Source organism: Streptomyces nigra, from assembly GCF_003074055.1.
Classification (GTDB): Bacteria; Actinomycetota; Actinomycetes; order Streptomycetales; family Streptomycetaceae; genus Streptomyces; species Streptomyces nigra.
In genome coordinates this window covers 3,980,794-4,005,920 of sequence record NZ_CP029043.1, presented here as the reverse complement: position 1 = coordinate 4,005,920, position 25,127 = coordinate 3,980,794, and the positions used below count along the sequence as shown (strand labels likewise).

Here is a 25,127-nt window from a genome sequence, read left to right as displayed (position 1 = left end):
GCTCCGAGCGTCTGTCACCAGCCGAGACGGACCCGGCCGGAAGGGGGTGTCAGTCCAGGCCGAGCTCGTCCTTGGAGTACGCGTACAGGTACGGCACTTGGGCGCCCTCACGGATCTTCTCGGCGGCGCCGGTGGCCCGGTCGACGATGGTCGCGACACCGGCGACCTCGGCGCCCGCCTCGCGCACGGCCTCGACGGCGGTGAGAGGCGAACCGCCGGTGGTGGAGGTGTCCTCGACGACGAGCACCCGGCGGCCGGCGATGTCCGGCCCCTCGACACGGCGCTGCAGGCCGTGCGCCTTGGCGGCCTTGCGGACGACGAACGCGTCGAGCCTGCGGCCGCGCGCGGCGGCGGCGTGCAGCATGGCGGCGGCCACCGGGTCGGCGCCCATGGTCAGCCCGCCCACGGCGTCGAACTCCAGGTCGGCGGTCAGGTCGAGCAGCACCTGCCCGACCAGCGGGGCGGCCTCGCCGTCGAGGGTGATGCGCCGCAGGTCGACGTAGTAGTCGGCTTCGAGGCCCGACGACAGGGTCACCTTGCCGTGCACCACGGCCTTGTCCTTGATCTGCTGCAGCAGCGCCGCACGAACGTCAGTCATGCCGCCCAGCTTAAGGGCGTCGCCAGCGCCAGACGGTCGTGGCCTCCAGCGGCTCCAGGGGCGTGACCAGGCGGGGATGGGTGTTCAGCCCGTTGGGCGGGCCGGTCTGCGGTTCGACGCAGACGGCGGCCTCCTGCTCGTCGTAGACGACGACCCACTCCTCGCGGCTGGTCACCTTCAGCTCCAGGCGCTCCGGCCAGGTGAGGGTGACGTCGACGCCGCCGGGCATGCCGAAGCAGTCGTCCCAGGGGCCAGGGCGCGGGTCGATCCGGTCGCCCGTGGGGAGGTGGTCGTCGCCGCGCTCCTCCTGCCAGGCGGGGCCGAAGTCGAGCCGGACGTCCTCGCCGCCGTCGCCGAGATTCCGGTTGAACCAGGGGTGCCAGCCGATCTGCGCCGGGAAGGAGGCGTCGTACGTCTCCACGGACATGGTCAGCGTGAGGCTGTCGGGGGTGAGCGCGACGCGCTGGGTGACGCGGCCCGGGTAGGGCCAGGGCTCGGTCAGGTCGTAGGTGAGGACGGTCTCGGCGTCGGTGTGCCGGGCGACCTTCCACACCCCGTCGCGGGCGGTGCCGTGGATGGCGTGGGGCGGGGCGTTGAGCGGCATCTGCCGTACCTCGGCGCCGTCGCGGAAGCGGCCGTCACGGATCCGCCCGCACCAGGGCACCATCGGGAAGCAGCCGAACCGCTCGCCCTGCCGCAGCAGCTCCGTCCCGCCGACGCGCAGTCCCCCGACCCGTCCGCCGTTGCCCGGCAGTACGTCCACCTCCGCGTCGCCCGCGGTCAGCGTGATGTGTTCGGTACGCACAGCACGACCCTACCGGGGGCGATCAAGGCCGCCCGGCGCGTCAGCGGCGGCGGCGCAGCATCCGGCCGGCCACGATCGCCGAGGCCACTACGACGGCGGCGGCCGGGGCGGCCCAGCGCAGCGCGGAGTTCGGCGCGAGGGACTGCGGTGGCGGCACCGGGGCGTACCGGCCGCGCGGCGGGGCGTGGTCGACCTCCTCGGCGCTGCGGCCGATCATCGTGCGCCGGGCGTGCGCGGCCTCCGCGACGGGCGCCTCGCCCGCCTCTTCGCTCCCCTCGCTCTCCTCGTCCTCCGCTTCGAGGGCGGGCGGCGGCACCTCGGTGTCGAACACGGACGGCGGTTCCGGCACGGGCGGGTCCTCGGCGTCCGGGGTCGTCTCGAAGTCGCTGGTCACGCGTGGCTCGAACTCGCCGGGGGCGAGGGACTCCTCGACGCCGTCGTCGGCGGCCTCGGGTCCGGCGGACTCCGCCGCCACCGCGCCGAGCTGCTCGGCGAACCGGTTCAGCAGCCGGGTGACGGCCGTATGGACGGCGTCGGCGTCGAACTCGCTGACGCGCCCGTCCGCGGAGGCGCCGCCCTCGAACACGAGCGTGGCCCCGCCGTCGGCGTCCCGCGCGTGCAGGGTGAGCGCGAGCTTCACGGAACCGGTTCCGCGCGCCTCGGCCGCGTCGCCCTCCACGGTGTAGGCGCCGTCGTCCCGCGCGGAGATCCGTACGGCGCCCCGGTAGGTGATGGTGTGCCCGGCGACGCGCAGCTTCAGGCGCCCGGCGACGGGCTCGGCACCGGCGTCCTGCTGGAGCCCGGGGACCGCGCGGGCGACCCGCACGGGGTCGGCCAGCACCTCCCTGAGCCGCTCGGCCGGGACCGGAACGAACACCTCATGCTCCATGCCGATCGAGCCTACCCAGCATGGCGTGAACCGCACCCACACAATCCCGGATTCCCGTGGGCCGTGTGCCCGCCGGGGAGCCTCAGTACCGCGGATGCACGAGGGTCGACGCGGGCAGGCCGGGGACCCGCGACGCCTCGGCCGCCCGCACACCCGCAGCCGGCTTCCCCCGCAGCGGTGGTGGCCCGTCCCGCCCGGCCAGGACGAACCCCCAGTCGTCCGGCGCCCGCGCCGGGCCCGCCGCGGGGTCGCGCGGTGCGAGGGAGTACGGCGTGGTCCGCAGCCCGGCGGCGCGCAGCGTGGCCTCGACGGTCCAGAAGACGCGCGGGTCCGGGGAGACCGGCCCGGCGTGCACGGCGAGACGCCCGTGCGGGGTGAGGGCGCGGCGGGCGAGGCCGTAGAACTCCTGCGAGTACAGCTTGGCGCTGTCGGTGACCCCGGGGTCGGGCAGATCGGAGACGATCACCTCGTACGAGCCCGGCGGGACCGACCGCAGCACACGGAAGGCGTCGGAGCCGCGGACCCGCACGCGCGGGTCGCCGTAGACGTATCCGTTGAGCCGGGACAGCGGCGGGTCCTCGCGGGCCAGCCGCACCACCTCGGGGTCGGACTCGACGATGTCGACCCGGCGCACGCCGGGGTGGCGCAGCACCTCACGCGCCGCCAGTCCGTCGCCGCCGCCGAGGATCAGCACGCGCGCGTGGCCCCCGCTCATCGCGGGGTGCACCAGCGCCCCGTGGTAGCGGCCCTCGTCCCGGCCGCTGACCCGGAGCCGGCCGTCGAGGAAGAGGTCGAGGGGGCGGCCGTCGGTGCCACCGGTGATGACGACCTCCTGGACGCCCGTGCGCACGGCCACCCGCACGTCCTGCCCGTACACCGCGTGCCGCGCGGCCCGCTCGAAGTCGTCGACGAGGACGGTGGCGACGGCGAGGACACCGAGCACGGCGAGGTTGACGGCGAGGAGGACCCGGCGGGCGCGGGGGCTGAGGTCGGCGCGGAACACCCCGAGGACGAGTGCGGCGCCGACGACCGCGTTGACCCCGCCGACGACGAGGGCCGACGTCAACTGCCCGAGCAGCGGCAGCAGAAGAAAGGGAAAGGCCAGCCCGCCGACGAGCGCGCCGACGTAGTCCGCGGCGAACAGGTCGGCCACCGCGCCGCCCGCGTCCTGGCGGCGGATGCGCTGGATCAGCTCCATCAGCAGCGGGACCTCGGCGCCGATGAGCAGTCCGATGACCAGGGAGAAGGTGACGAGGAGGGCGCGGGGGGCGTGCGTCCACGGGCCGCCCCAGTCGCCGGTCCAGGCGAAGACGGCGTACAGGGCGAGCGCGCTGCACCCGCCGACCAGGGCGAGGACCGCCTCGATGGCGCCGAACCCGGCGGCGGCGCGGGGCCGCAGACGCTTGGCGGCGAGGGAGCCGATGCCCATGGCGAAGACCATGACGGACAGCACGACGGACGCCTGGGTGACCGAGTCGCCGATCAAGTACGAGGCGAGCGCGACGAGTTCCAGTTCGTACACGAGTCCGCAGGCGGCGCAGACGAAGACGCCCGCGAGGACCAGGAACCGCCCGGTGTCCGGCCGGACCGGCAGCCGCGCCCGGCCGCCCCAGGAGGGCGTCGTGCCGGGAGGCGCGGGGGCGTGCGGTTCGATCACGTTGCCGACGGTACGTTACGCCTGGGGCACGCTTCGTCACCCACACGTGTGGAAACTGGCGCCTCGGGAGACGTCGATGGTTTATCCGGCGAGGACGGCGGAGGGGCGCAGCCGGTTGGCCGTGGGGCGGCCGGGGCCCGCCGGGACGCGCACCCCGACCCGGGTCCGGGTGGCCACCAACTGGCCGTCCTGCGGGTAGGCGTGCCAGGTCCGCCAGTGCACCTGCCCCTCGTGCCGCCGGGCCAGCATCGCGGTGAAGGCGTGCGGGCTCCCGGGGAACACCCCGGCCAGGCCGTGCGGATGGTCGGCGACCAGCGCCAGCAACTCCTGGGCGCGACCCGCGAACTGGCCCGGTGACAGCACCTCGACCTGGGCGGCGAACTCGTACTCCCAGTCGCCCGCGCGCTTGGCCACGCCGAGCGGGAGGGGGGTGCTGCTGCCCGGAATGCAGGCCACCGTCTCCGAACAGCGTCCCCGCTCCTCGTCGAGGAGGACCTGGTGGGAGGCGCCGAGCAGCCTCAACTGGAGTCTGGCCGGGCCGAGTTCCAGGTCGAGCGTGGCGAGTGCGGGAAGCGGCTCCCGTCCCAGGGTCCAGGCCAGGTCGGCGGCGCGCGTGTCGGTATAGGCGGTGTTCAGGGTCGTGAGCATGGATGGGCTCCGCTAGCACGCAGGAGGAAGGTGGGGTGCCGGCCGTCGTCGCACTGCCGGCACCGGGACGTCGGCCCCGTCAGCCCGGTCGGCGGTCAGATGGGTGTCCGTGGGACGTCCGAGGGGGCTGCGTAGGTGAACTTCACTGAATCATGAACTGCTTCGACAACACAGCGTTTTTACCCAAGTTCGTAGGGTTTCCATCCCTCGGAGGGCTTATCAGCTCAACTGTTCAACTCCGGCGTGCGCCTGTACGAGGGGCGCGCGCGCCGGAGCCCTTCGCCGGGAAACGGAGAGCGGGGCCGGTCCAGGCACCGGCCCCGCTCCCTGGTGGATGCGGCTCCCCCTGCTGGGTGGAGCTCAGCTGCCCCGTGTCAGCTGCCTCCGCCACCGCATCCGCCCCCTCCGCCGCACGACGACCCGCCTCCGCAGGACGAGCCGCTGGAACAGGAGGAGCTGCCGCTCGAGCAGGACGACGAGCTCCCGCCGTCCCCACTGCCGACCCACCAGCTGTTGCTGCTGCCCCCGTCGCTGCCGCTGTACGAGCTGCGGCTGCGCCCCCGCGCCCTGCTGACCGACCGCCGCCCAGCGTTGCGGGCGATGGACACGAAGACCAGGACGAACACCACTGCGACCAGCGCCACGACAAGTCCTGTGACCATGGCGTCAGCCTCCTTCCGCTCCCCCGAAGCGACCCAAGACGTCCCCCCGTGGGCGCCCCCGCTCGGTGTGTGCGGGGGAGATGCCCGGACCACTCCCGGCCCAAAGCAGAGTTGAGGAAATCCAGAGCCTTCTCGAACACCGGCGGGGCGGTGCTGGGCCGTCCACGGGCCGTCATCCCCGTCCAGACACCCCCGGAACAGACTGTCGATGGCCCGTCGGGCCCGCTCCCGGCGGTAGGCGATCAGGTGGGCGTACACCCCGCCGTTCAGCCGTCACCCCAGCCGCGGAACGTCCCTGAACCGTCAGTCACGTCGGCGAAGTCCAGGTTGCGATGTTCAGGTTGGCGGACATCTCGGGGTACCACCGGGCCGGGACCCGGAACGTCCGTCCAGGTTCGTCGTAGAGGTCGACAGCCACGAGCGGAGACGAAGGGTCAGTCATGGTGGTCGCATCCGCGAGGAATACGTAGGTGAGTTTGTCGTCATCCTCGGTGGCGTCATCCTCGTCGATCAGCATCTGGATACTCACGTCGGTGAAGCGGGGGGATCACTGACGTACGTGGCGTGCGGGGATCCGTCTGCGGCGTCGACCGCTGCTTGCACTGCGGATCAGGCCGCGTCATCACTGAAGTCGTTTCGCAGGACCGTCGAGGTCAGATCCTTCGGTGCAGGCAGGGCATGCTTTCACCTGTGAGGAGTTATTGGAGTCAGGCCTTCTCTGGGCCGTCCGCGGGCATCCGATGACAACAGATAACGAGATCACAGCGGGGGAGGGTGTCACGATGCCCGGCCTCCTCAACCGCATCGCATGGATGGCTGTACAGGGATATGTCAGCTGCGCGGGCGGCCCATGACGATGGTGGCAGCGCTCAGTGCTCCAGCGCCAACCACTGCGAGGACGATCCGCAGGGCGAGGGGAGAGTGCGCCCCGAGGATCGCCGGCATGGCCACAAGAAAGGCTCCCAGCGCACTGATGGCGACTCGAGACAGCAGCCGTACACGCGAGTGCCTGACGATCACAGGAAGGCGTATCGCAGCGACTGGCGTGCTGCCCGCTTCTTCTGGGCCCAGCCTTATGGTGACGTGAGTGAGAGCGTCGAAAGAGGCAGCGTCGGGCTGCAGCCAGAACTCGGTGGAGTCGTACCGTAGAGCAACGTCATGGGAGGCGTCCGAGGAAACCCGTAAGAAGCGGCCGTCGGTGCTGCAGGTCAGGGCGATCTTTGGCGCTTCGGTGTAGCGCGGGGAGTAGAAGCTGACAGGGAGCCGGGCCGGCTTCAGGTCGCTCAGGCTCAGACGGCCGTCCGGCTCGAACGCGAAGGATGTCGCTTTGGCCAGGTGCACTGGCTGGTCGACCCGCATGAAATACGAGCTTTCAAAGGTGGTGTGCAGGGCGAGTCGCCGCGCCACACTGAGCCACAACTGCGCCTGGTCTTCACTGGTGCGGATAGGGAAGGCCGGGAACTTGAGAACGGCCGGATAGTAGGCGCCGCCGTTGCCTTCGATGATCTTGTCCAAGACCTTGCGACTCTCCGCGACTATGTCAGCCCTGGACAGGGAGTAGTCGTCCAGGTCCACATGGTCGGTCACACGCAGCTTGAAGAGAAATACATCGGCCGCACACTCGGCGGCCACGACCTCGGCCACTCGGACGGGGAGGATGAACGCATCGGTGGGGGAGTCCGCGTCGGCTACGAAGCCTATGAGCGCACGGACGCCCAGAATGCTGCCATTGGCGACCTTCTGCTGAAGGGGCGGGGCCACGTACTGGGCCTCGTAGCGGAACTGAAGAGTGGCACCTCGAGGTAGAGCTAGTGCCGTAAGAATGTCCTCGGCGTACCTGCGTCTGAGGTTCGACGACAGCAGCAAAACCTGCGGGCGTTCGTCCTGACCAGCCATGTCCCCCCCATGAGAGCTCGACCGCCGTGCTCGCGGTGACCTCAGACCGACTCGTACAGAGTCTGCATGCCCCACTTCTCTCGCATGGACGCCTCCAGACGGGTGTAACGCGGCCAGACACGATCGCGGGGCAGCTCGTCCATGGCCAGGCGCGTCACGGGCTCATAGTAGATACCGCCGTCCACCAGCTTTTCGTATCGTTCACAGATCACCTTCTGCTCGAAGCCGTCCGCTTGATCGCAGGTGAGGTCGATGACCTGGCGGGCAGGATCGTTCGGGGGGCCGACCTCGATCCAGCAATGGTGATCGACCGAAGAGTAGCCACGCTTCTCGAAGCGAAGCCTCCCATAGCAGTAGGTCGCTTCGATCTCTCGCTGACGCAGCAAACGCGCCAGCCACACGGAGCTGACGCCGCATTGCCCCTTCGACGACAGAGGCTCCAGGGCGTAACTCGGGTGCGCTGTGCTTTTCGACCAGGCGGCTTCGAGATGCTCCCGGTACCGGAGCAGTTCAGCGACATCGAGTCGGGGGGGGTGAGATGCCTCGCCATTTACTGAGGGCTCGGCTAGGTGATGGAGAGTCTTCACTTTTCGGGTTTCTTTTCTCGTTGTGCTGTCCGTGCCGAGCACCACCAGTAAATTCCGGTAGTTCTCCGGCCGACGGTCCGTGCAGAGGTCCGACATCGACTGCCTCCTCGTCAAGTAATTACCGAACGAGTCATAGCAGTACGCCACCGGAGCGCTGGCGAATGGAGTGAAGTTGGACGCATGCAGCGCCGATCCAGTGAATCCCAGGAGGGGGTTGAACGCTGTCACGACGAATTTGCACCCCAAAGCCCGTACGTACCTCACAGCCTGCCCGATGGTGAAGCTCATGAGGTTCCGTGCAGCGTCGGACAGCCCTAGGGCCCGGGTGAGGACAAGCACATTGTCCCGTCGTGCAGCGAGGCCGTGCGCCTGCAGCGCAGCGATGGTTCCCGGCCGGTCGCACATGGAGAACGCCAGGTAGCTGGAGGGATGTGAGGCGCCCTGCAGGTAGCAACCGAGTTCAATGAACGTGTCGGCCCGCGGGCTGAGCAGGTAGTGCAGCCTTGCCTGGTACAGGTGGCCGACGCTAGGTGGCACAACGGCAAATTTCATCCCCACGGGGGATCCATCGGTACGCTTGATGGTGAAGTTTCGCCGGACCTCACCGCCCCCAAGCAGTAGCGAGCTGTTGGCAAGAAGATCGGCCTGTTCGGAATCTCCGGCAATTCGGCTGCACCGAGCAATCAACCGAGGCCGTAACTCGTCGTACAGAGCACTATGGCTCGACGGGCCTACCTGTCGGCCCGCGATCGACGGAGCGTGTAAACGCAGCTGTATGTCGAAATCGCGAGGACTTGTCCCGCAGAGCGCGGCGTCAGTGGCGACGAGGTCGCGACAGCGCCTGGAGAACTCGTCGATAGCGGGGTTCCTGAGCTGCTCCACCAATGCCAACCAGGAGTTGCCGGATCGAGCGCCAGCGCCGCTGGCCTGCCGAGCAAAGGCGGCCCTGGGGGGCCTGCGGCTGCGGGTCGCTGACCGTAAGACGTGGTCGGAAGCGGCAGAGCCGAGGGCGGTTTCGGTCATTAGACATCTCCGCTATCGGTCACCGGCAGGACTGAACATGGTACGGGCGCCGACCTGACCTGTCAGCTAAAGCATGCTCAACGCCCGCTGCGGGCAGGGGTGTTGTAGCCAGTCGCCGCACGCTTCGCTCCGGCTCCGGAAATCACCCCCTCGGGATCTTGGCGTTCCGGTAAAGCTCAGTCAGAACTGCCCCCATCTCGAACCTCAAGTGTGGACAAAAGCTTCATAAGTCGCTCGTCGAAGCCTCATTGCTCAGGTCACGGACGCGGGCACCGTGCACATTGTGTAGCGGCGTGTTCATACGCCAGCTGTCGGTGGTGCATCAGTCGAACCAGCGCGCCAATCCCCTGCGCGGGTTGTTGACTGGGACCGTGAGTTGAGGAAAGCCCGGGCTCGGGCGGAGGATGACGGGCATGACCTCCTCCTCGCGCCCCCTGCTCAACCGCCGGCTCGCCGAGTTCGGGACGACGATCTTCGCGGAGATGTCGGCGCTCGCCCTGAGCACCGGGTCCATCAACCTCGGGCAGGGCTTCCCGGACACCGACGGGCCCGAGGAGGTCCGGGAGGCCGCGGTGCGGGCGCTGCGCGACGGGCGGGGCAACCAGTACCCGCCGGGGCCCGGCGTCCCCGAGCTGCGCGCGGCCGTCGTCGCGCACCAGGAGCGCCGCTACGGCCTGTCGTACGACCCCGACACCGAGGTCCTGGTCACGGCGGGCGCCACCGAGGCCATCGCGGCGGCGCTGCTCGCGCTGGTGGAGCCCGGCGACGAGGTGATCGCCCTGGAGCCGTACTACGACTCCTACGCGGCCTGCATCGCCATGGCGGGCGGGACCCGGGTGCCGGTCACCCTGCGCCCGCACGACGGCGCGTTCCGGCTGGACCTGGACGAGCTGCGGGCCGCCGTCACCGACCGCACCCGCCTCCTTCTCCTCAACACCCCGCACAACCCGACCGGCACGGTCCTCACCCGCGCGGAGCTGACCGCGATCGCCGAACTGGCCGTCGAGCGCGACCTGCTCGTCGTGACCGACGAGGTGTACGAGCACCTGGTCTTCGACGACGCCGAGCACATCCCGCTGGCCTCGTTCCCCGGCATGCGCGAGCGCACGGTGACGATCAGCTCGGCGGGCAAGACGTACTCGTTCACGGGCTGGAAGGTCGGCTGGGTGACGGCCTCCCCCGCCCTGGTCACGGCCGTCCGCTCGGCCAAGCAGTACCTGACGTACGTCTCGGCGGGCCCGTTCCAGTACGCGGTCGCCGAGGCCCTGTCCCTCCCCGACTCCTACTTCGACGACTTCCGCGCGGACATGCTCGCCAAGCGGAACATCCTGGCCGGCGGCCTGGAGGAGGCGGGCTTCACGGTCTACCGCCCCGCCGGCACCTACTTCATCACCGCCGACATCCGCCCCCTGGGCGAGTCCGACGGCATCGAGTTCTGCCGCACCCTGCCGGAGCGGGCCGGCGTCGTCGCCATCCCGACGGCGGTCTTCTACGACCACCGCGACCAGGGCGCCCCCTTCGTCCGCTTCGCCTTCTGCAAACAGACCCACGTCCTGGAGGAGGCGGCGTCCCGTCTGAAGACGCTGTCGGTCTGACTGCGGACGGACCTACGACCGGCCGTCCGACTCGGGCTCGGGACGCGGCAGCTCGCGGGCGGTGTCACCGAGCCGAGCGGCGGCTCCGATCGTGACCGCGCTGCCGCGCCGTTGGACGAGGGCGTTGGAGAGCACCGTGAAGTCGGCCGTGAGGCGGGTGCGGACGTGGATCACGCCGGTCGTCGGAGCTCCGGCGTCGGCGCGCAGGCGCGCGTTAGACTGCGGGTCAGCCATCGGGAAGGTATCGCTTCCTGATCGGTCAGGCCCTCGATCGGGATTGCCGTCCCGGCCGGGGGCCGATGTCTTTGTGCGGTTGTCGCGGCGAACGTAACCGCCCCTGTCCGGCCCCTGCAAGCCGGTCACCCGGACGAGTGACGAGCGCTGCGCGGCCGGGGAGGGTGGGTGGGCGGGGAGTTCTTTCCCCCGGTTCTTTCAGGAGGTCAGCGGCCCACCGGACCCTCGCGGGCAAGGACCCGGTGGACCCGGGAAGCGATCTCAGCGAGCCTTCAACGCACCTATGAACGCCGCCCAGGAAGCCGCCTCGAAGCACAGCGCCGGGCCGTCAGTGGCCTTGCTGTCACGGACGGGGACGATGGGGCCGAATCCGTCGGCCACCTCCACGCAGTCGCCCCCCGCTTGATTGCTGAAGCTGCTCTTGCGCCACGCGGCGCCGTTCAGTTCGGGACGGGAGATTCGAGCCACGGTAGTCGCCCTCCATCGCGGACCGGATCATGTCGAGAGACATGAGCGGGGGCAGCGCAGCCGCCCGCAGCCGATCGTAAATCACCTTGTAGCGACTGACGTTGACCGGTTCCTCGATGAGTTGGCCGTAGTCCGAGCCCTCCGTGTAGGCCACCTCGGACCCGTCCGGCAGAGCGAGAAGGGACAGCGAACCGCCCATCGCCTCGTGTCCGCCTTGGTCGAACGGCAGGATCTGCACGGTGATGTGGCGCTCCACCGCCGCATCCAGCAGCCGTCCCAACTGCTTCCGCATCACGGCGTGCCCGCCGATCGGGCGCCTCAGCACCGCCTCGTCCAGGACCACCCAGAGTTCGGGGCGGTCCACCGAGCTCAGCCGGTCCTGCCGACCCATGCGGGCGGACACCCGCTCCTCCAGCTGTTCCTCGCCCTCCAGGAGGGCATCGAGGCTCAGCACCCCGCGCGCGTAATCCTCCGTCTGCAACAGACCCGGCACCACATGCGCCGCGTACTGCCGGACGGCCACCGCCCGTTCCGACAGTTCCATGAACTTCCGGGACCAGTCCGGGAACGCCTCCCGGTACACGTACGGCCACAGCTCGACCAGCAGGTCGTCCGCTCCGAGGGCCGCGTCCAGCGCGCGGGCCAGTTCCAGCGTGGGCTTCGCGCCGGACGCCCGCTCGATCTGGGTGATGCGGGTGCTCACCACATGCGTGCGTTCGCCCAGTTCGGCCTGGGTCATTCCGGCCGCCGTACGGAGGCGGCGCACCCGCGCGCCGAACAGGGCCGCCATCGACGCGCTGGGGTCGATTCCGTTGGCCAAGGCGTCACTTCCGTTCCTTACGGGTGGAGAAGTAAGGCTGCGTCACCTGGTGAGCGTAGGCCGTTCGCCCCAACCTTGAACACAGAACGTGACGACTCGTGTACGACAAGGACGGATGACCGGCCGTGCCGACAGAAACCCCCACACTCACCGAGCAGTTCGCCCCGACACCGCGAGGTGCGCGGCTCGCCCGGCACCTCGCCGTCCGGTGGATGGAGGAGCGGGGCTGGCCGCCCGCGTCGGACGGGTCGTGCGCGGTCTCCCTCGTCGTCGCCGAGCTGGCGGCGAACGCCGTGCTGCACGGACGGGTCCCGGGGCGGGCCTGCGCGCTCCGGCTCGCCCTGGACCCGGTGGCGCACCTCGTGCGGGTCGAGGTCGCCGATGCCGCCGCCGGGAAGCGGCCGCCCGCCTCCGCTCCCCCGGCGTGCCCCGAAGGCGAGTCCGGGCGGGGGCTCGTCCTCGTGGAGGCTCTGGCCGTGCGGTGGGGGTGGGAGCCCCGTCGGCCCGTGGGCAAGACGGTGTGGGCCGAGGTCTCCGTCGAGCCGGTGAGTACCCGCACAGGTACCTGCTCGGGTACGTGTACTCATGCCTGAGCGGGGCCGTCCGGGCCACTGTGGTGGTCACACCCAGTCGTACCGCCGGCTCGAAGGGCCTTCCCATGCAGACCTCTCCCCGCCTCCGCCTGCCGCGGCTCGTCGTGCTCGGAACGGACAGCCGGCTCGCACGGGGCTACCTGGCGGTCTTCGCCCTGAGCATCCCGGTCGTGCTGCTCTTCCCGGAGAGCCCCTTCGCCATGGCCCCGATACTGCTCACGGCACCGCTCTCCCTGTTCGCCATGGTCCTGCCCTTCGGGCCCGGCACCGAGGGCGGCGGGGCGGCCGAGGCGCTGGCCACCGGGTTCTGGGGCGGGTGGGTCCTGCTGTCCGCCCTCGTGAACGCCGCCGCGCTCGGCGCCCTCACCAGGAGGCCGGACGCCGCCCCCGCCGTACGTCGCCACCCCGGGAAGCTGCGGGCGCTGCTCGCGCCCGCCTTCGACAACTGGCTCGCCCGCGCCTACTGCGCCGTCGTCGCCGTGGCGCTCGGCTTCTTCCTGTACGCCGTGCTCCTGTCGCCGGACCCGGGCTTCGCGGGGATCTGGCCCCTCATCACCGCCGCCCCGTTCAGCTTCCTCGCCGTGCCGCTCTCGCTGCCCGCGGAGCACTCCGGGATCCCCGGGCTGGGCACGCTGGTCTTCACCGTCGCCGTGGGCCTCGCCGGGCTGGTCAACGCCGTGCTGATCGGGCGGCTCGCCCACCGGCTGCGGGGCGAAGGGCGCTGAGACGCGGAAGAGCCCGGCACCAGGCCGGGCTCTCCTCCGCCCGCGGCACTGCGCCGCGGGCACGTCCGTCGTGACGACTACTCGTCGTCCTCGGGCTTGTCCGCCTCGTTGATCTCCTGCTCCAGGCCGAGCTGCTCGACGAGCCACTTGTCGAACTCGATGGCGGCCCGCACCCAGCTGACCGTCGACGAGACGAAGTGCTCCAGGCTGACGCCCGTGCCGATCAGCATCTGCGCCTCGCCGATGAGGCGGACGGTGCCGTCGTCGTGCGTGTGGCTGTAGACCTTCGGCCACAGCGTCCGGCGGTTCCAGTCGTCGATCGACTCGAGAAGCGCGGGCTTCTCGTCGATCTGGTGGGGCCGGTCGTAGAACGTCCGCACCGAGAAGACCTGCTGGTCACCCTCGCCGCGGAACATGAAGTACGTACGGAACTGCTCCCACGGCGCCGCGAGGTCACCCTCGTCGTCGACGACGTACTTCAGCTCCATCTGGTCGAGGAGCTGCTTCACGAGGTCCTGATCCGGGATTACGGGGCCGGGCGGAGGCCCGGGCTGCGGCTGCTGGCCCCCGAAGTTCGGAATCGAGGACGGGTCGATGCTCACCGTGATTTTCCCTTCGTACGGATTCCGCCATCCTCCCCCATGCAGGGAGGGGGGTGGCAAGCCCGGACGGGCCCTGTCAGCCCACGGCTGACTCGATCCGGTCAACGGGACGGGTACCCGGTTCCGGCCGGGTACCCGTGATCACGGTGCCGGGACGCCTCAGAGCGTCTTCCCGGTGGCCGGTCCCACGATCAGTCCGTCGCCGAAGGCGTCCACCCGGACCGTGTCGCCGTCCTTGACCTCCCCGGCCAGGATCTCCTTCGCGAGCCGGTCCCCGATGGCCGTCTGGACCAGCCGGCGCAGCGGCCGGGCACCGTACGCCGGGTCGTTGCCCTCGTCGGCGAGCCAGGCCAGCGCCTCGTCGGTGACCTCCAGGGTGAGCCGGCGCTCGGCCAGCCGCTTGGCGAGCCGGTCGATCTGCAGCCGGGCGATCCGGACCAGCTCGTCCTTGGTCAGCGCCGAGAAGACCACGAGGTCGTCCAGCCGGTTCAGGAACTCGGGCTTGAAGGAGGCGCGGACCACCTCCAGGACCTGCTCCTTCTTCTCCTCCTCGCTGGTGATCGGGTCGACCAGGTACTGGCTGCCCAGGTTGGACGTCAGCACGAGGATCGTGTTGCGGAAGTCCACCGTCCGGCCCTGCCCGTCGGTGAGCCGCCCGTCGTCCAGCACCTGGAGCAGGATGTCGAAGACCTCCGGGTGCGCCTTCTCCACCTCGTCCAGCAGGACGACGCTGTACGGCCGCCTGCGCACCGCCTCGGTGAGCTGGCCGCCCTCCTCGTAGCCGACGTAGCCGGGGGGCGCGCCGACCAGCCGGGCCACGCTGTGCTTCTCGCCGTACTCCGACATGTCGATGCGGACCATGGCCCGCTCGTCGTCGAAGAGGAAGTCCGCGAGCGCCTTGGCCAGCTCGGTCTTGCCGACACCGGTCGGGCCGAGGAAGAGGAACGAGCCGGTCGGACGGTCCGGGTCGGCGATACCGGCCCGGGTGCGCCGTACGGCGTCGGACACGGCCTGCACGGCCTCCGTCTGCCCGATGAGCCGCTTGCCCAGCTCCTCCTCCATGCGCAGCAGCTTCTGCGTCTCGCCCTCCATGAGCCGGCCCGCGGGGATGCCGGTCCAGGCGGCGACGACGTCCGCGATGTCGTCGGGGCCGACCTCCTCCTTGACCATCGTGTCCCGCGCGGCCTCCTCCTCGGCCTCGGAGGCGGCCTCCAGCTCCTTCTCCAGGGCCGGGATCTCGCCGTACAGCAGCTTGGAGGCGGTGTCGAAGTCGCCGTCGCGCTGGGCGCGCTCGGCCTGGCCGCGCACCTCGTCGAGCCGTTCCTTCAGCTCACCGACGCGGTTCAGGGACTGCTTCTCCTTCTCCCAGCGGGCGGTCAGGCCGCGCAGCTCCTCCTCGCGGTCGGCGAGGTCGCGGCGCAGCTTCTCCAGCCGCTCGCGGGAGGCGGGGTCGGTCTCCTTCTCGAGGGCCAGCTCCTCCATCCGCAGCCGGTCCACGGAGCGCTGGAGCTCGTCGATCTCGACCGGCGAGGAGTCGATCTCCATCCGCAGCCGGGAGGCGGCCTCGTCGACGAGGTCGATGGCCTTGTCGGGCAGGAAGCGGGAGGTGATGTACCGGTCGGACAGGGTGGCGGCGGCGACCAGCGCGCTGTCGGCGATCTGCACCTTGTGGTGGGCCTCGTAGCGGCCCTTGAGCCCGCGCAGGATGGCGATGGAGTCCTCGACGCTGGGCTCGGCGACCAGCACCTGCTGGAAGCGCCGCTCCAGCGCCGGGTCCTTCTCGATCCGCTCGCGGTACTCGTCCAGCGTGGTCGCGCCGACCATGCGCAGCTCGCCGCGCGCCAGCATCGGCTTCAGCATGTTGCCGGCGTCCATGGCGGAGTCGCCGCCCGCGCCCGCGCCGACGACGGTGTGCAGCTCGTCGATGAAGGTGATGATCTGCCCGTCGGAGCCCTTGATCTCGGCCAGGACGGTCTTCAGGCGCTCCTCGAACTCACCGCGGTACTTGGCGCCCGCGACCATCGCCCCGAGGTCCAGCGCGACGAGCCGCTTGTCCTTCAGGGACTCGGGCACGTCCCCCTTGACGATCCGCTGCGCGAGCCCTTCGACGACGGCGGTCTTGCCGACGCCGGGCTCACCGATCAGGACCGGGTTGTTCTTCGTACGGCGGGACAGCACCTGCACGACCCGGCGGATCTCCTGGTCCCGTCCGATGACGGGGTCGAGCTTGCCCTCGCGGGCGGCGGCGGTGAAGTCGGTGCCGAACTTCTCCAGCGCCTTGTACTGCCCCTCGGGATCGGCGGTGGTCACGCGGCGGCCTCCCCTGGCCTTCTGGAAGGCGTCCAGCAGCTTCTTCGCGGTCGCGCCCTGACGGGTGAGCACATCGGCCGCGGGACCGCCCTTGGCGGCGATCCCGATGAGCAGGTGCTCGGTGGACAGATACTCGTCGCCGAGGTCCTTGGCGCGGGCCTGCGCGTCCGCGATCACGGCGAGCAGGTCGCGGTTGGGCTGCGGGGGCGCCACGGTGGATCCCGTCACGCTGGGCAGGGCGGCGAGCGCCTTCTCGGTGCCGGCCCGTACGGCGGCCTGGTCGGCCTCCACGGCGGCGAGCAGATCGACGATGTTCTCGTTGTCCTGGCCCTCGAGCAGAGCCAGCAGCAGGTGGGCGGGGGTGAGATCCGGGTGTCCCTCGGTCACGGCCCGGTTGCTGGCCGCGTTGATCGCGTCCCGGCTCCTGTTGGTCAGCTCGGCGTCCACGTGTCCGTTCTCCTCCTGGCGTCAGCGTCTCCCATTAACTGACAAAGTCAGCGTACACAAACTTGAGTCTATTCCACTCAAGCTGGGCCTGGGAGCCCTGCGCCCGCTAGGTTCCCCACCATGGCCGCATACCCCCAGGATCCGGGCGCTCCCGACGCGCCGTACCTCTCCTTCTGGCAGGAGAGGCATCTGTGCACGCTGACCACGCCCCGCCCCGACGGCACCCCGCACGTGGTGCCCGTCGGTGTCACATACGAGCCCGAGGCCCGGCTGGCTCGGGTGATCACGAACAAGTCCAGCCGGAAGGTGGCGCACGTGCTCGCCGCCGGGGCCGCGGGCGCCCCGGGCGCCGTCTGCCAGGTGGACGGCGGACGCTGGGCCACGCTGGAGGGGATCGCGCACGTCAGCTCGGAGCCGGAGCGGGTGCGGGAGGCCGAGCGGCGCTACGCCGTCCGGTACGGGCGGACGCCTGCGCCCAATCCGGACCGGGTGGTCATCGAGATCGCGCTGAAGCGGGCGATGGGGCGCGGCTGAACCACTGGGCGAGTCGCGGACGCGGACCAGCCGGTTCCGGCCCCGTCGAGGGTCGCCGTAAAGCGGGAAATATCCTGGAAAACTGCAGCGGCGTCACCGTGTTCAGGTCACGGTGACGCCGCTGCGGGGGGAAGCACCTGAGCGATCTGTTACGACGGGGGAATCGCGTCAGGCACTGCGGGGGGTGGCTGAGATGGTCCTTGCTGCCGGTGTCTCCGGCTCCACGAGACGGTGGTCCCGCTGGTCCAGGTTGACGAAGATCATTCCGTACCGGATGGCGCACCGCACGGGCTGCGGCGCCCCCCGAGGCCGCCGCAGACACCGGTAGGCCCGCACGTCCTCGTCCTCGTCGCGCGTGACGACCACCGGTTCGCCGAAGACGGTCACCATCAGGGAGTCACCGGGGTGGGGGATCGCGGTGACCAGGTCGATGAAGTGCCACCCTGAGCGGTAGGCGGTCGCCATCTCCCTGCGGAAAGACCGGTCGTCGGGTGGGGTGGTCATGCCGACTCCTGCACACTGCCGCCATTCACACCGATGGCCGGCCAGGAACTGTCCCCGGCGATCACGACAGTCGGGGCCGCACTGGGCCAGCTGCTGTCCGCCCGCGAGTCGCTCTTCGCTTCCGAAAGGCCACTCAGGGCTCCGACGGCCACAACGGCGGAGAAGGCGGCGACAAGAATCGAGCGAAGCATTTTGTTCCGCATAGTCGGCTTCGTCCTCACTTGAAGGTCCCCTCTTCCCCCGTCGAGTAAGACGATGGCTCATTCGGGCACTTCATGGCCACACGATCGGTGCATCATGTTCCTGCATGTTCAGGACCATGGGGGGTGGAGATTTGGCAACGAATCAGACTAAAGCGACACATCCCCATGCGATGACCGAGATGTGCGCTCAAGGCAGCCGTCTCTATGCGAACGCGCTGCGTGCAGGGCGTATCGCCCGCGAGGACGTGGAGTCCGCGCCCTGTCTGATGGAGTTCGCGCTGCTCTATCCGGACCCCGACGACGCGAACTGGCTGATCCCCCTTCCGGCCTCGGTGGCGCTCGCGCAACGGCTCAATCCCATCGAACGGGAGATCGCCGAGCGCCGCCGGCTCTCCGTCGAGCTGACCGAGTCCCTCCAGCCCTTCATGGACCTGAGCACCCAGGTCACCGGAAGCACCCACTCGATCACCGTCCTGGAGGGCGGCGAGCGGATCAACGCCGCCCTCAACCTGGCCACCGCCCAGTGCCAGACGGAGATGCTCACCATCCAGCCCAGCACCCGCATCTCGGAGAGCAGCCTCCTGCAGGGCCTGGAGCGCGACCGGCCGCTCATCGAGCGCGGCGTGCGCATCCGGACCCTCTACCAGCACACCGTGCGCTACAACCCCGGCAAGCTGGCGTACGTCGCCCAGCTCTCGGACGGCAAGGTCGAGTACCGCACGATCGACGAACTCGTCGAACGCCTCATCATCTGCGACGAGTCGGTCGCCTTCATCCCCACCCGCGACGACCAGCAGGTGGCCCTGGAGCTACGGCACCCCGGGCTGATCCGCTACCTCATCAAGGTCTTCGAGTTCATGTGGAGCCGCGCGGTCCCGCTGAGCGAGCACGCCCCCTACGAGACCGCCCCCGACGGCATCACCGACATCCAGCACACCATCGCCAAGCTCCTGGTGGAGGGCCATGTCGACGAGGCCATCGCGCGCCGGCTCGGGATGAACGTCCGCACCTGCCGGGCCCACATCGCCAAGCTGGCCACCGCCCTGGGCAGCGGCAGCCGCGCCCAACTCGGCTATCTCATCGCCCAGTCCGGCATCCTGAACGAGGATCACCGGCCGGGAGGCAGCTGAGCCGCGTCCCGCCCGGCCGGCACCCCGAACGGCTGCGGGGCGGGGATCTGGGCCGCGCGCGCCGCCCGGTCCAGGCCGACCTGCGCGATCCGTACACCCAGCTGCGTACGGCTCGCCGCGCCCAGCGTCTCCGACAGGCGGGCGATGTGCGCCCGGCAGGTGCGCACGCTGATGCCCAGCCGCTCCGCGATGACCGCGTCCTGGTGCCCCTCGGCGAGCAGCGCGGCGATGGACTGCTCCCGGTGCGAGATGCCCTCGAAGCCGGTGTCGGGGATCGGGGCGGTGAGCGGGATCGCCAGCCGCCACAGCCGGTCGAACGCCGTCACCAGGTAGTTGACGAGGGCCGGGTGCCGCAGCTCCAGCGCCATCGTGCGGTCGGTGTTCGCCGGGATGAAGGCCACCGTGCGGTCGAAGAGGATCAGCCGGTCGATGACCTCGTCCAGGGTGCGGGCCTCCACCGCTTCACCCATCAGCTCCAGGTAGTTGAGCAGCCCTTGCCCGTGCCGGGCCACATGCGTGTACAGGTCGCGCATCCGCACGCCCCGGCCGCGCAGCGCCATCGCCCGGTGCAGGCCCTCCGTCAGCTCGTGCTCGGGACGGATGCCGCCGGGCTGCACGGTCAGCACCTCGCGGGTGCACGCCTGCGTGGCCTCGTCCAGCGCGGCCTGGATACGCGCGTCACCGTCGAGGATGCGCAGGGCGGTGCCCTCGACGCCGGACGCCTGGCTGGGGAGCGGGGCGAGTCCGGCGTACCGCTCGAAGGCCGCGACCGCCGAGCCCATCCGCAGCTGGGCCGTGCTGACCTCGTCGTACATCCCGCGCAGCAGCCGGGTCATGACCTCCTGGGGGGAGGTCGGCACCAGCCAGTCCATGTCGTCGGGGTCCGGGTGCAGCAGCGCCAGCTCCAGCAGGCAGGGCACCGGTCCGGCGTCCGGGCGGGACACCCGGCCGCGGCGGACGGCCCGGGAGTACACGCGGTCCCCGGCCTCACACAGGCGGTCGGCGCCATGGGGATGCTCCTGCTCCCCGTGCCCGGCCATCGCTCCATCCACCCCCGGTCTCGCCTCGCGCGCCGGTACCGCGCCCGGCCCTGCGGGCCTGAGGTTCGCTCGCGCTTCCGCAGCGCAACTATGCGCGGACGGGCCGTGGTCCGCAACACGGCTCCCGGCGCGCGCCGGGCCACAACATCCCGTTACATCCTGGTATTTCCGTCCCTCAGGGGCGCCGGTCTGCAACAAGCTGATGGGGTGTTTTCAGCCGTGTAGGCCGCGCACAGGCCGATCTCCGCCCATGAGGTCCGTCGAGGGGTCCGGACAACGCGGGAGCCGCCGGGGCGCGATGCCCCGGCGGCTCCCCTGGATCGTCCGTCGGCGGCTACTTGTTGAGGCCCGCCTGCTGGCACGCTGCCTTGTACTTGGCCGTGCAGATCTCGGACAGCTTGTAGATGCCGTCGGCCAGGACCGTCTTGTCGATGTTCGACTTGGTCAGGGCGGACACCGGGACCAGCAGCGCCGGGATGTCCTGGTGGGTGGGGCTGTCGACCTGGTCCTGGGTGAGGGAGTCGAACTGGATGTCCTTGCCCTGGACCTTGGCGACGGCCATCTCGGCGGCGCTCTCGGCCTCGTGCGGGTAGGACTTGTACACGCTCATGTACTGCTCGCCGCTCAGGATGCGCTGCACGGCGTCCAGTTCGGCGTCCTGCCCGGTGATGGGCGGCAGCTGGGTCACGCCTGCGGCCTTCAGGGCCTTGATGACACCGCCGGCCATGCCGTCGTTGGCGGAGTAGACACCCTTGATGTTGTTGAGGCCGATCTCGTTGAGCGCCTCGGTCATGTTGGCCTGGGCGTTCTCCGGCTTCCAGTCCTTGGTGTCGTACGACTTGGCTATGTCCACCGTGCCCTTGAGCTCGGAGAGCGCGCCCGACTTGAACTGCTTGGCGTTGGGGTCGGTGAGCGAGCCGTTCATCATGACGATCTTGTCCGACGAGTCGACGTCGCCCATCGCCTCCAGCAGCGAGCGGGCCTGCACCTCGCCGACCAGCTCGTTGTCGAAGGAGACGTAGGCGTCGATCGGGCCCTCGGCGAGGCGGTCGTAGGCGATGACCGGGATACCGGCGTCCTTGGCCTTCTCCACACCGCCCGCGATGGCGTGCGCGTCCACGGCGTCCAGCAGGATGACGTCGACCTGGTCGTCGACCATCTGCTGGAGCTGCTCCGCCTGCTTCTTCGCGTCCGCGTCGGCGTTGCGGTAGACGACCTTGCCCTGCCGGCTGGTGAGGCTCTCCACCTTCTTCTTGATGATGGGGTAGTCGAACTTGTCGTACCGGGTGTTCGCGGTCTCCGGCAGCAGCAGGCCCACGGTGACGTCGTTGCCCTTCGTCGGGCTCGCCTCGCTGCTGTCGCCCGTTACCCCCAGCCCCCGCACGCGCCCAGCGCGAGGGTCATCGTGGAAGCGGCGGCCACGGCGGTGGCGGTACGGCGCAGAGAGCGCAAGGGACGCATAGAGAAGCTCACTTCTGGTGCCTTCGGGACACGGGCGCTCCATTGCGCCCCAATGTCTGAAAAGACAACGCGCCGACGCCCCCCAGCGTCAAGCGGAACCACTTAACGAGTGCGCAACACTACGCTCCGTCGATCATGTAAAGACATTGCGGAACTTCGCGATTCACCTGTTACACCCCCTCCACCGGATCCCACCCGGCGAGCAGGCGGAGGCGGTAGCGGAATCCGTACAACCAACCCCGTTCGTGGTGAGTCCTGTTCAGGACGGCTCGCACCGCCGTCCCGTACTCGACCAGAGGATCGAATGAACCCAGCCAGACGCGCGACCGCCGCCGCGGCGACGACGGTCGCGCTCGCCACCGCGGGCACCCTGCTCACCACGGTCACCCCGGCGTCGGCCGCGGTGACCTGCACGTCACCGGTCTTCAAACGGCAGTTCTTCGCGAACACGTCCTTCTCCGGCACCGCCAAGAAGACGGACTGCGACAGCGCCATCGACCAGAGCTGGACCGGCGCCCCCATCACCGGACTCCCGAAGGACAACTTCGGCGTCCGCTGGAGCGTCACCCGCGACTTCGGCTCCGGCGGCCCCTTCACCCTCACCGCCTCCGCCCTCGACGGCATCCGCGTCCACCTCGACGGCACCCGCAAGATCGACCTGTGGAAGAACACCTCCACCACGGTCACCAAGACCCTGAACCTCACCATCCCCTCCGGCAGACACACCCTGCGCGTGGACTACGTCAACTGGACCGGCAGCGCCAAGGTCAAGTTCACGTACACCCCCCGCACCACCGCCTCGGTGGACAAGACGAAACCCCTCGCCCCCACCGGCGCGAAGGCCGTCTACGACACCACCACCGGCAAGACGAAACTCACCTGGACCGCGAGCAAGGAGATGGACCTCTCCGGCTACCGCGTCTACCGCCGCCTCAAGGGCGCCTCGTTCAGCGCCACGCCCCTCGCGACGACCACCTCCACCTCGTACACGGACACGACCCTCCCGAAGACGGGCGCGACCTACTACTACGAGGTCCGCGCCAGGGACAAGGCGGGCAACGAAAGCACAGGCTCCACGGACCAGCCGGTGACGACGGTCGACCTCACGCCCCCCGGGCGGGTCGGGCCGGTCGCGGTGCTGGGCACGACCGCGGGCAACTCCGTCAGCTGGCCGGCCTCCACGGCGAAGGACGTGCACCACTACGAGGTGTGGGGTGCGCCGGACGGCCAGTCCGACCCGGACGGCCCCACCCTCGTGCTCGGTACGTCATGGACGGACGTCACGGCTCCCGTCGGCTCGGCCTACCGCTACACGGTGCAGGCCGTCGACGCGGCCGGGAACATCGCCGCGCCCTCCGAGCCCCAGGTCGTCACCCGTCCCGCGGCCTCCACGACGCCCGCGCCCTCCGGCCTGACGAGCACGCTCGGGGACTCGATGACGTGGCTGCGCTGGACGCCCGCGCAGGGCTCCCCGGCCGCCTCCTCCTACCGGGTCTACCGCCGGACGGCGGCGGACGGCGGCTGGACACTGCTGGGCAGCGTCTCGACGGCGTCGTACGAGGACCGCACCGCCCCGAAGGGCAAGGCGTACTACTACGTGGCCGCCGTCGACGGCACGGGTGCCGACTCCGTGCCCTCCCCGCAGCTGACCGTGGACCGGCTCACCCCGGCCACCGCGACGGGCCCCGCCCAGCCGCGGCTGACCCTGGTCTCCTCCGGCGGTACCCGCCATCCCATCATCGTGAAGGCCGAACCGGGGGCGGGCGACGAGGGACGGCTGCTGCAGGGGTACACCTGGGACATCTCGGGCGCGTGCGGCGACAGCGGCCTCGGCCACATGTCGACGACCGGCACCATCGAGTGGACCCCTCCGTACAACGGCCCCTGCATGGTGACCGTGTTCGCCGTGGACGCCTACGGCCGCACCGGTGAGCGCGGCGCCTGGCTCGAGTTCACCGTGAACCGCTGACCTCGTCACAGCGCACACGAAAGGGGCCCGGAGAAGATCTCCGGGCCCCTTTTCCGTTTTTGTGGCTGTGCGTGGCCGGGCTAGTCCTTCGCGCGCTTCGGGCGCCAGACGACCAGGGCGCTGGTCTGCTGGACCTCCTGGTACGGGACCAGGTCGCGGCGGTACGACGCGTGCACCGCCGCCTCGCGCTGGCGCATCGTCGCCGCCGCGCCGTCCAGGGCCGCCTGCAGTTCGGCGACGCGGGTCTGGAGCGCGGCGACCTGGTTCTCCAGTTCGATGATGCGCTTGATGCCGGCCAGGTTGATGCCCTCGTCCTGCGACAACTGCTGCACCTGGCGGAGCAGTTCGATGTCGCGGGCCGAGTAGCGCCGGCCCCGCCCGGGCGTGCGGTCCGGGGAGACCAGGCCGAGGCGGTCGTACTGACGGAGGGTCTGCGGGTGCAGGCCGGACAGCTGGGCCGCCACCGAGATGACGTAGACCGGGGTCTCCTCGGTCAGTTCATACGGGTTGCGCCGACGACCGTCCATCTGACTCATGCTCCCTTCGCGGCCTGGAACAGCTCCGCCCGCGGGTCCTCGCCCGCGGTCGCCTCGCGATACGCCTCCAGCGCTTCACGAGCCTTCCCCGTCACGTCCTTCGGGACACTCACCTCGACGGTGATCAGCAGGTCCCCGCGGGTGCCGTCCTTGCGGACCGCGCCCTTGCCCCGCGCCCGCATGGTGCGCCCGTTGGGCGTGCCCGGCGGCAGCTTCAGGGTCACGGCGGGACCGCCCAGGGTCGGGACCCTGACCTCGCCGCCGAGGGCCGCCTCCGCGAACGTCACGGGGACGGTCACCGTCAGGTTGTCGTCCTTGCGCCCGAAGACCGGGTGCGGGTCGACGTGGACGGTGACGTACAGGTCACCGGCGGGGCCGCCCCGCTCGCCGGGCGCGCCCTTGCCGCGCAGCCGGATGCGCTGCCCGTCGGACACCCCGGCGGGGATGCGGACCTGCATCGTCCGGGACGACTTGGCCCGGCCGCTGCCCTTGCACTCCGCGCACGGGTGCTCGGCGATCAGACCGCGGCCCTTGCAGTCCGGGCACGGGTCGGTCAGCGAGAAGCCGCCGCCCGAGCCGCGGGCCACCTGGCCGGTGCCGACACAGGTCGGGCACACACGCGGGGTGCCGTTCTTGTCACCGGTGCCGGCGCACGCCTTGCACGGCGACTGGGAGGACATCCGCAGCGGGACCGTCGCACCCTCGATCGCCTCGGTGAAGCTGAGGCTGACCTCGGTGTCGATGTCCTGGCCGCGCCGGGGCTGGGTACGGGTCGTCCCCGGTCCGCCCCGGTTGAACAGGCCACCGAAGACATCGCCCAGCCCGCCGCCGAAGCCGCCGGCTCCGGCCTGGCCGCCGCCCTGCGCGCCCCCGAAGAGATCGCTCAGGTCGAAGTTGAACGAGCCGCCCGCGCCGCCCGGGCCCGGGCGGAAGCCGCCGTTGCCGAACAGGGCGCGGGCCTCGTCGTACTCCTTGCGCTTCTTGGGGTCGCCGAGGATGTCGTTCGCCTCGGAGATCTCCTTGAAACGCTCCTCGGCCTTGGCGTTGCCCTTGTTGGCGTCCGGGTGGAACTCGCGGGCGAGCTTCCGGTACGCCTTCTTGATCTCGGCCTCGGTGGCGTCCTTGGGGACGCCGAGGACCTTGTAGTAGTCCTTCTCGATGAAGTCCTTGGTGCTCATCCTCGACGTCCCT

Annotated in this window: 22 protein-coding genes and 2 pseudogenes; 6 read left to right on the top strand and 18 right to left on the bottom strand. The window is 70.2% G+C overall.

The genetic code is table 11. The annotated features are described in order from the left end of the window. Window positions 1-49 precede the first annotated feature (49 nt). From pyrE to DC008_RS18525, 8 genes and pseudogenes are all read right to left on the bottom strand, one after another. Window positions 50-598 (bottom strand): orotate phosphoribosyltransferase, encoded by a 549-nt coding sequence (pyrE, locus tag DC008_RS18565; protein ID WP_055621234.1) that lies wholly within the window; start codon window positions 596-598, stop codon window positions 50-52. Between the two features lie 10 nt (window positions 599-608). Next, window positions 609-1,403 (bottom strand): aldose epimerase family protein, encoded by a 795-nt coding sequence (locus DC008_RS18560; protein WP_108707939.1) that lies wholly within the window; start codon window positions 1,401-1,403, stop codon window positions 609-611. Window positions 1,404-1,443: 40 nt separating this feature from the next. Further along, window positions 1,444-2,292, bottom strand: coding sequence for an SRPBCC domain-containing protein (locus DC008_RS18555; RefSeq protein WP_108707938.1), 849 nt, complete (start codon window positions 2,290-2,292; stop codon window positions 1,444-1,446). Window positions 2,293-2,374: 82 nt separating this feature from the next. Next, window positions 2,375-3,949, bottom strand: a complete 1,575-nt coding sequence (locus tag DC008_RS18550) for a polyamine aminopropyltransferase (protein ID WP_108707937.1) — start codon at window positions 3,947-3,949, stop codon at window positions 2,375-2,377. Window positions 3,950-4,030: 81 nt separating this feature from the next. After that, a complete protein-coding gene (locus tag DC008_RS18545) occupies window positions 4,031-4,597 on the bottom strand; it encodes a DUF2617 family protein (protein ID WP_108707936.1) in 567 nt (188 codons plus the stop codon). A gap of 969 nt (window positions 4,598-5,566) precedes the next feature. Then, a pseudogene (locus DC008_RS18535) lies at window positions 5,567-5,791 on the bottom strand (DUF6924 domain-containing protein); the annotation flags it as partial. Window positions 5,792-6,090: 299 nt separating this feature from the next. Further along, complete coding sequence (locus tag DC008_RS18530) at window positions 6,091-7,155, bottom strand: hypothetical protein (protein WP_108707933.1); 1,065 nt, start codon at window positions 7,153-7,155, stop codon at window positions 6,091-6,093. A gap of 41 nt (window positions 7,156-7,196) precedes the next feature. Further along, window positions 7,197-8,624 carry a transglutaminase-like domain-containing protein gene (locus DC008_RS18525; RefSeq protein ID WP_164492330.1) on the bottom strand — a complete coding sequence of 476 codons (1,428 nt, stop codon included), beginning with the start codon at window positions 8,622-8,624 and terminating at the stop codon, window positions 7,197-7,199. A gap of 545 nt (window positions 8,625-9,169) precedes the next feature. Here DC008_RS18525 and DC008_RS18520 point away from each other — a divergent pair. Continuing rightward, the gene (locus DC008_RS18520; RefSeq protein ID WP_108707931.1) at window positions 9,170-10,360 is read left to right on the top strand and encodes a pyridoxal phosphate-dependent aminotransferase; all 1,191 of its coding nucleotides are present in this window, start codon (window positions 9,170-9,172) and stop codon (window positions 10,358-10,360) included. Between the two features lie 12 nt (window positions 10,361-10,372). Here the strand turns inward: DC008_RS18520 and DC008_RS18515 are convergent, their stop codons facing one another. The 3 genes from DC008_RS18515 to DC008_RS18505 form a co-directional block, all read right to left on the bottom strand. Then, the gene (locus tag DC008_RS18515; RefSeq protein WP_108707930.1) at window positions 10,373-10,594 is read right to left on the bottom strand and encodes a hypothetical protein; all 222 of its coding nucleotides are present in this window, start codon (window positions 10,592-10,594) and stop codon (window positions 10,373-10,375) included. 261 nt (window positions 10,595-10,855) lie between these two features. Further along, entirely contained in the window at window positions 10,856-10,975 is a 120-nt protein-coding gene (locus DC008_RS35990) for a DUF397 domain-containing protein (protein WP_235073452.1), read from the bottom strand. After that, window positions 10,938-11,852 carry a helix-turn-helix domain-containing protein gene (locus DC008_RS18505; protein ID WP_108710760.1) on the bottom strand — a complete coding sequence of 305 codons (915 nt, stop codon included), beginning with the start codon at window positions 11,850-11,852 and terminating at the stop codon, window positions 10,938-10,940. The genes DC008_RS35990 and DC008_RS18505 overlap by 38 nt, the downstream gene beginning before the upstream one ends. Before the next feature lie 155 nt (window positions 11,853-12,007). Here DC008_RS18505 and DC008_RS18500 point away from each other — a divergent pair, with 155 nt between their 5' ends. Then, a complete protein-coding gene (locus DC008_RS18500; protein WP_108707929.1) occupies window positions 12,008-12,475 on the top strand; it encodes an ATP-binding protein in 468 nt (155 codons plus the stop codon). Between the two features lie 65 nt (window positions 12,476-12,540). Continuing rightward, complete coding sequence (locus tag DC008_RS18495) at window positions 12,541-13,200, top strand: SCO4225 family membrane protein (protein WP_108707928.1); 660 nt, start codon at window positions 12,541-12,543, stop codon at window positions 13,198-13,200. 77 nt (window positions 13,201-13,277) lie between these two features. Here DC008_RS18495 and DC008_RS18490 read toward each other — a convergent pair whose 3' ends face one another. Beyond that, entirely contained in the window at window positions 13,278-13,802 is a 525-nt protein-coding gene (locus DC008_RS18490) for a YbjN domain-containing protein (protein WP_055621227.1), read from the bottom strand. Window positions 13,803-13,961: 159 nt separating this feature from the next. Further along, window positions 13,962-16,559, bottom strand: coding sequence for an ATP-dependent chaperone ClpB (gene clpB / locus DC008_RS18485; protein ID WP_108707927.1), 2,598 nt, complete (start codon window positions 16,557-16,559; stop codon window positions 13,962-13,964). A gap of 120 nt (window positions 16,560-16,679) precedes the next feature. On the opposite strand from clpB, the gene DC008_RS18480 reads away from it, so the two are divergent. Continuing rightward, window positions 16,680-17,093, top strand: a complete 414-nt coding sequence (locus tag DC008_RS18480; RefSeq protein ID WP_108707926.1) for a pyridoxamine 5'-phosphate oxidase family protein — start codon at window positions 16,680-16,682, stop codon at window positions 17,091-17,093. Between the two features lie 168 nt (window positions 17,094-17,261). On the opposite strand, the gene DC008_RS18475 is transcribed toward DC008_RS18480, so the two are convergent. Then, the gene (locus DC008_RS18475) at window positions 17,262-17,597 is read right to left on the bottom strand and encodes a Rieske (2Fe-2S) protein (protein WP_055621224.1); all 336 of its coding nucleotides are present in this window, start codon (window positions 17,595-17,597) and stop codon (window positions 17,262-17,264) included. A 373-nt stretch (window positions 17,598-17,970) separates the two neighbouring features. On the opposite strand from DC008_RS18475, the gene DC008_RS18465 reads away from it, so the two are divergent. Further along, complete coding sequence (locus DC008_RS18465; protein ID WP_234350822.1) at window positions 17,971-18,930, top strand: helix-turn-helix domain-containing protein; 960 nt, start codon at window positions 17,971-17,973, stop codon at window positions 18,928-18,930. Here the strand turns inward: DC008_RS18465 and DC008_RS18460 are convergent. After that, window positions 18,909-19,970, bottom strand: a complete 1,062-nt coding sequence (locus tag DC008_RS18460) for a helix-turn-helix transcriptional regulator (RefSeq protein WP_208645917.1) — start codon at window positions 19,968-19,970, stop codon at window positions 18,909-18,911. The two genes, DC008_RS18465 and DC008_RS18460, sit on opposite strands and share 22 nt — an antisense overlap. A 334-nt stretch (window positions 19,971-20,304) precedes the next feature. After that, window positions 20,305-21,431, bottom strand: a pseudogene (locus DC008_RS18455) (sugar ABC transporter substrate-binding protein). A gap of 304 nt (window positions 21,432-21,735) precedes the next feature. On the opposite strand from DC008_RS18455, the gene DC008_RS18450 reads away from it, so the two are divergent. Beyond that, a complete protein-coding gene (locus DC008_RS18450) occupies window positions 21,736-23,400 on the top strand; it encodes a fibronectin type III domain-containing protein (protein ID WP_108707924.1) in 1,665 nt (554 codons plus the stop codon). Between the two features lie 80 nt (window positions 23,401-23,480). Here DC008_RS18450 and DC008_RS18445 read toward each other — a convergent pair whose 3' ends face one another. After that, the gene (locus DC008_RS18445) at window positions 23,481-23,927 is read right to left on the bottom strand and encodes a heat shock protein transcriptional repressor HspR (protein WP_108707923.1); all 447 of its coding nucleotides are present in this window, start codon (window positions 23,925-23,927) and stop codon (window positions 23,481-23,483) included. Window positions 23,928-23,932: 5 nt separating this feature from the next. Then, a complete protein-coding gene (dnaJ, locus tag DC008_RS18440; RefSeq protein WP_055621218.1) occupies window positions 23,933-25,114 on the bottom strand; it encodes a molecular chaperone DnaJ in 1,182 nt (393 codons plus the stop codon). Window positions 25,115-25,127 lie beyond the last annotated feature (13 nt).

Excerpts from the sequence above, each read along its gene's own strand:
- DC008_RS18450 (WP_108707924.1), top strand. The coding sequence starts at position 21,736 with ATGAACCCAGCCAGACGCGCGACCGCCGCCGCGGCGACGACGGTCGCG.
- DC008_RS18460 (WP_208645917.1), bottom strand. The coding sequence starts at position 19,970 with ATGGCCGGGCACGGGGAGCAGGAGCATCCCCATGGCGCCGACCGCCTG.
- DC008_RS18520 (WP_108707931.1), top strand. The coding sequence starts at position 9,170 with ATGACGGGCATGACCTCCTCCTCGCGCCCCCTGCTCAACCGCCGGCTC.
- DC008_RS18515 (WP_108707930.1), bottom strand. The coding sequence starts at position 10,594 with ATGGCTGACCCGCAGTCTAACGCGCGCCTGCGCGCCGACGCCGGAGCT.
- DC008_RS18545 (WP_108707936.1), bottom strand. The coding sequence starts at position 4,597 with ATGCTCACGACCCTGAACACCGCCTATACCGACACGCGCGCCGCCGAC.
- DC008_RS18480 (WP_108707926.1), top strand. The coding sequence starts at position 16,680 with ATGGCCGCATACCCCCAGGATCCGGGCGCTCCCGACGCGCCGTACCTC.
- dnaJ (WP_055621218.1), bottom strand. The coding sequence starts at position 25,114 with ATGAGCACCAAGGACTTCATCGAGAAGGACTACTACAAGGTCCTCGGC.
- DC008_RS18555 (WP_108707938.1), bottom strand. The coding sequence starts at position 2,292 with ATGGAGCATGAGGTGTTCGTTCCGGTCCCGGCCGAGCGGCTCAGGGAG.
- DC008_RS18445 (WP_108707923.1), bottom strand. The coding sequence starts at position 23,927 with ATGGACGGTCGTCGGCGCAACCCGTATGAACTGACCGAGGAGACCCCG.
- DC008_RS18495 (WP_108707928.1), top strand. The coding sequence starts at position 12,541 with ATGCAGACCTCTCCCCGCCTCCGCCTGCCGCGGCTCGTCGTGCTCGGA.
- pyrE (WP_055621234.1), bottom strand. The coding sequence starts at position 598 with ATGACTGACGTTCGTGCGGCGCTGCTGCAGCAGATCAAGGACAAGGCC.
- DC008_RS18530 (WP_108707933.1), bottom strand. The coding sequence starts at position 7,155 with ATGGCTGGTCAGGACGAACGCCCGCAGGTTTTGCTGCTGTCGTCGAAC.
- DC008_RS18475 (WP_055621224.1), bottom strand. The coding sequence starts at position 17,597 with ATGACCACCCCACCCGACGACCGGTCTTTCCGCAGGGAGATGGCGACC.
- DC008_RS18505 (WP_108710760.1), bottom strand. The coding sequence starts at position 11,852 with ATGGCGGCCCTGTTCGGCGCGCGGGTGCGCCGCCTCCGTACGGCGGCC.
- DC008_RS18465 (WP_234350822.1), top strand. The coding sequence starts at position 17,971 with ATGACCGAGATGTGCGCTCAAGGCAGCCGTCTCTATGCGAACGCGCTG.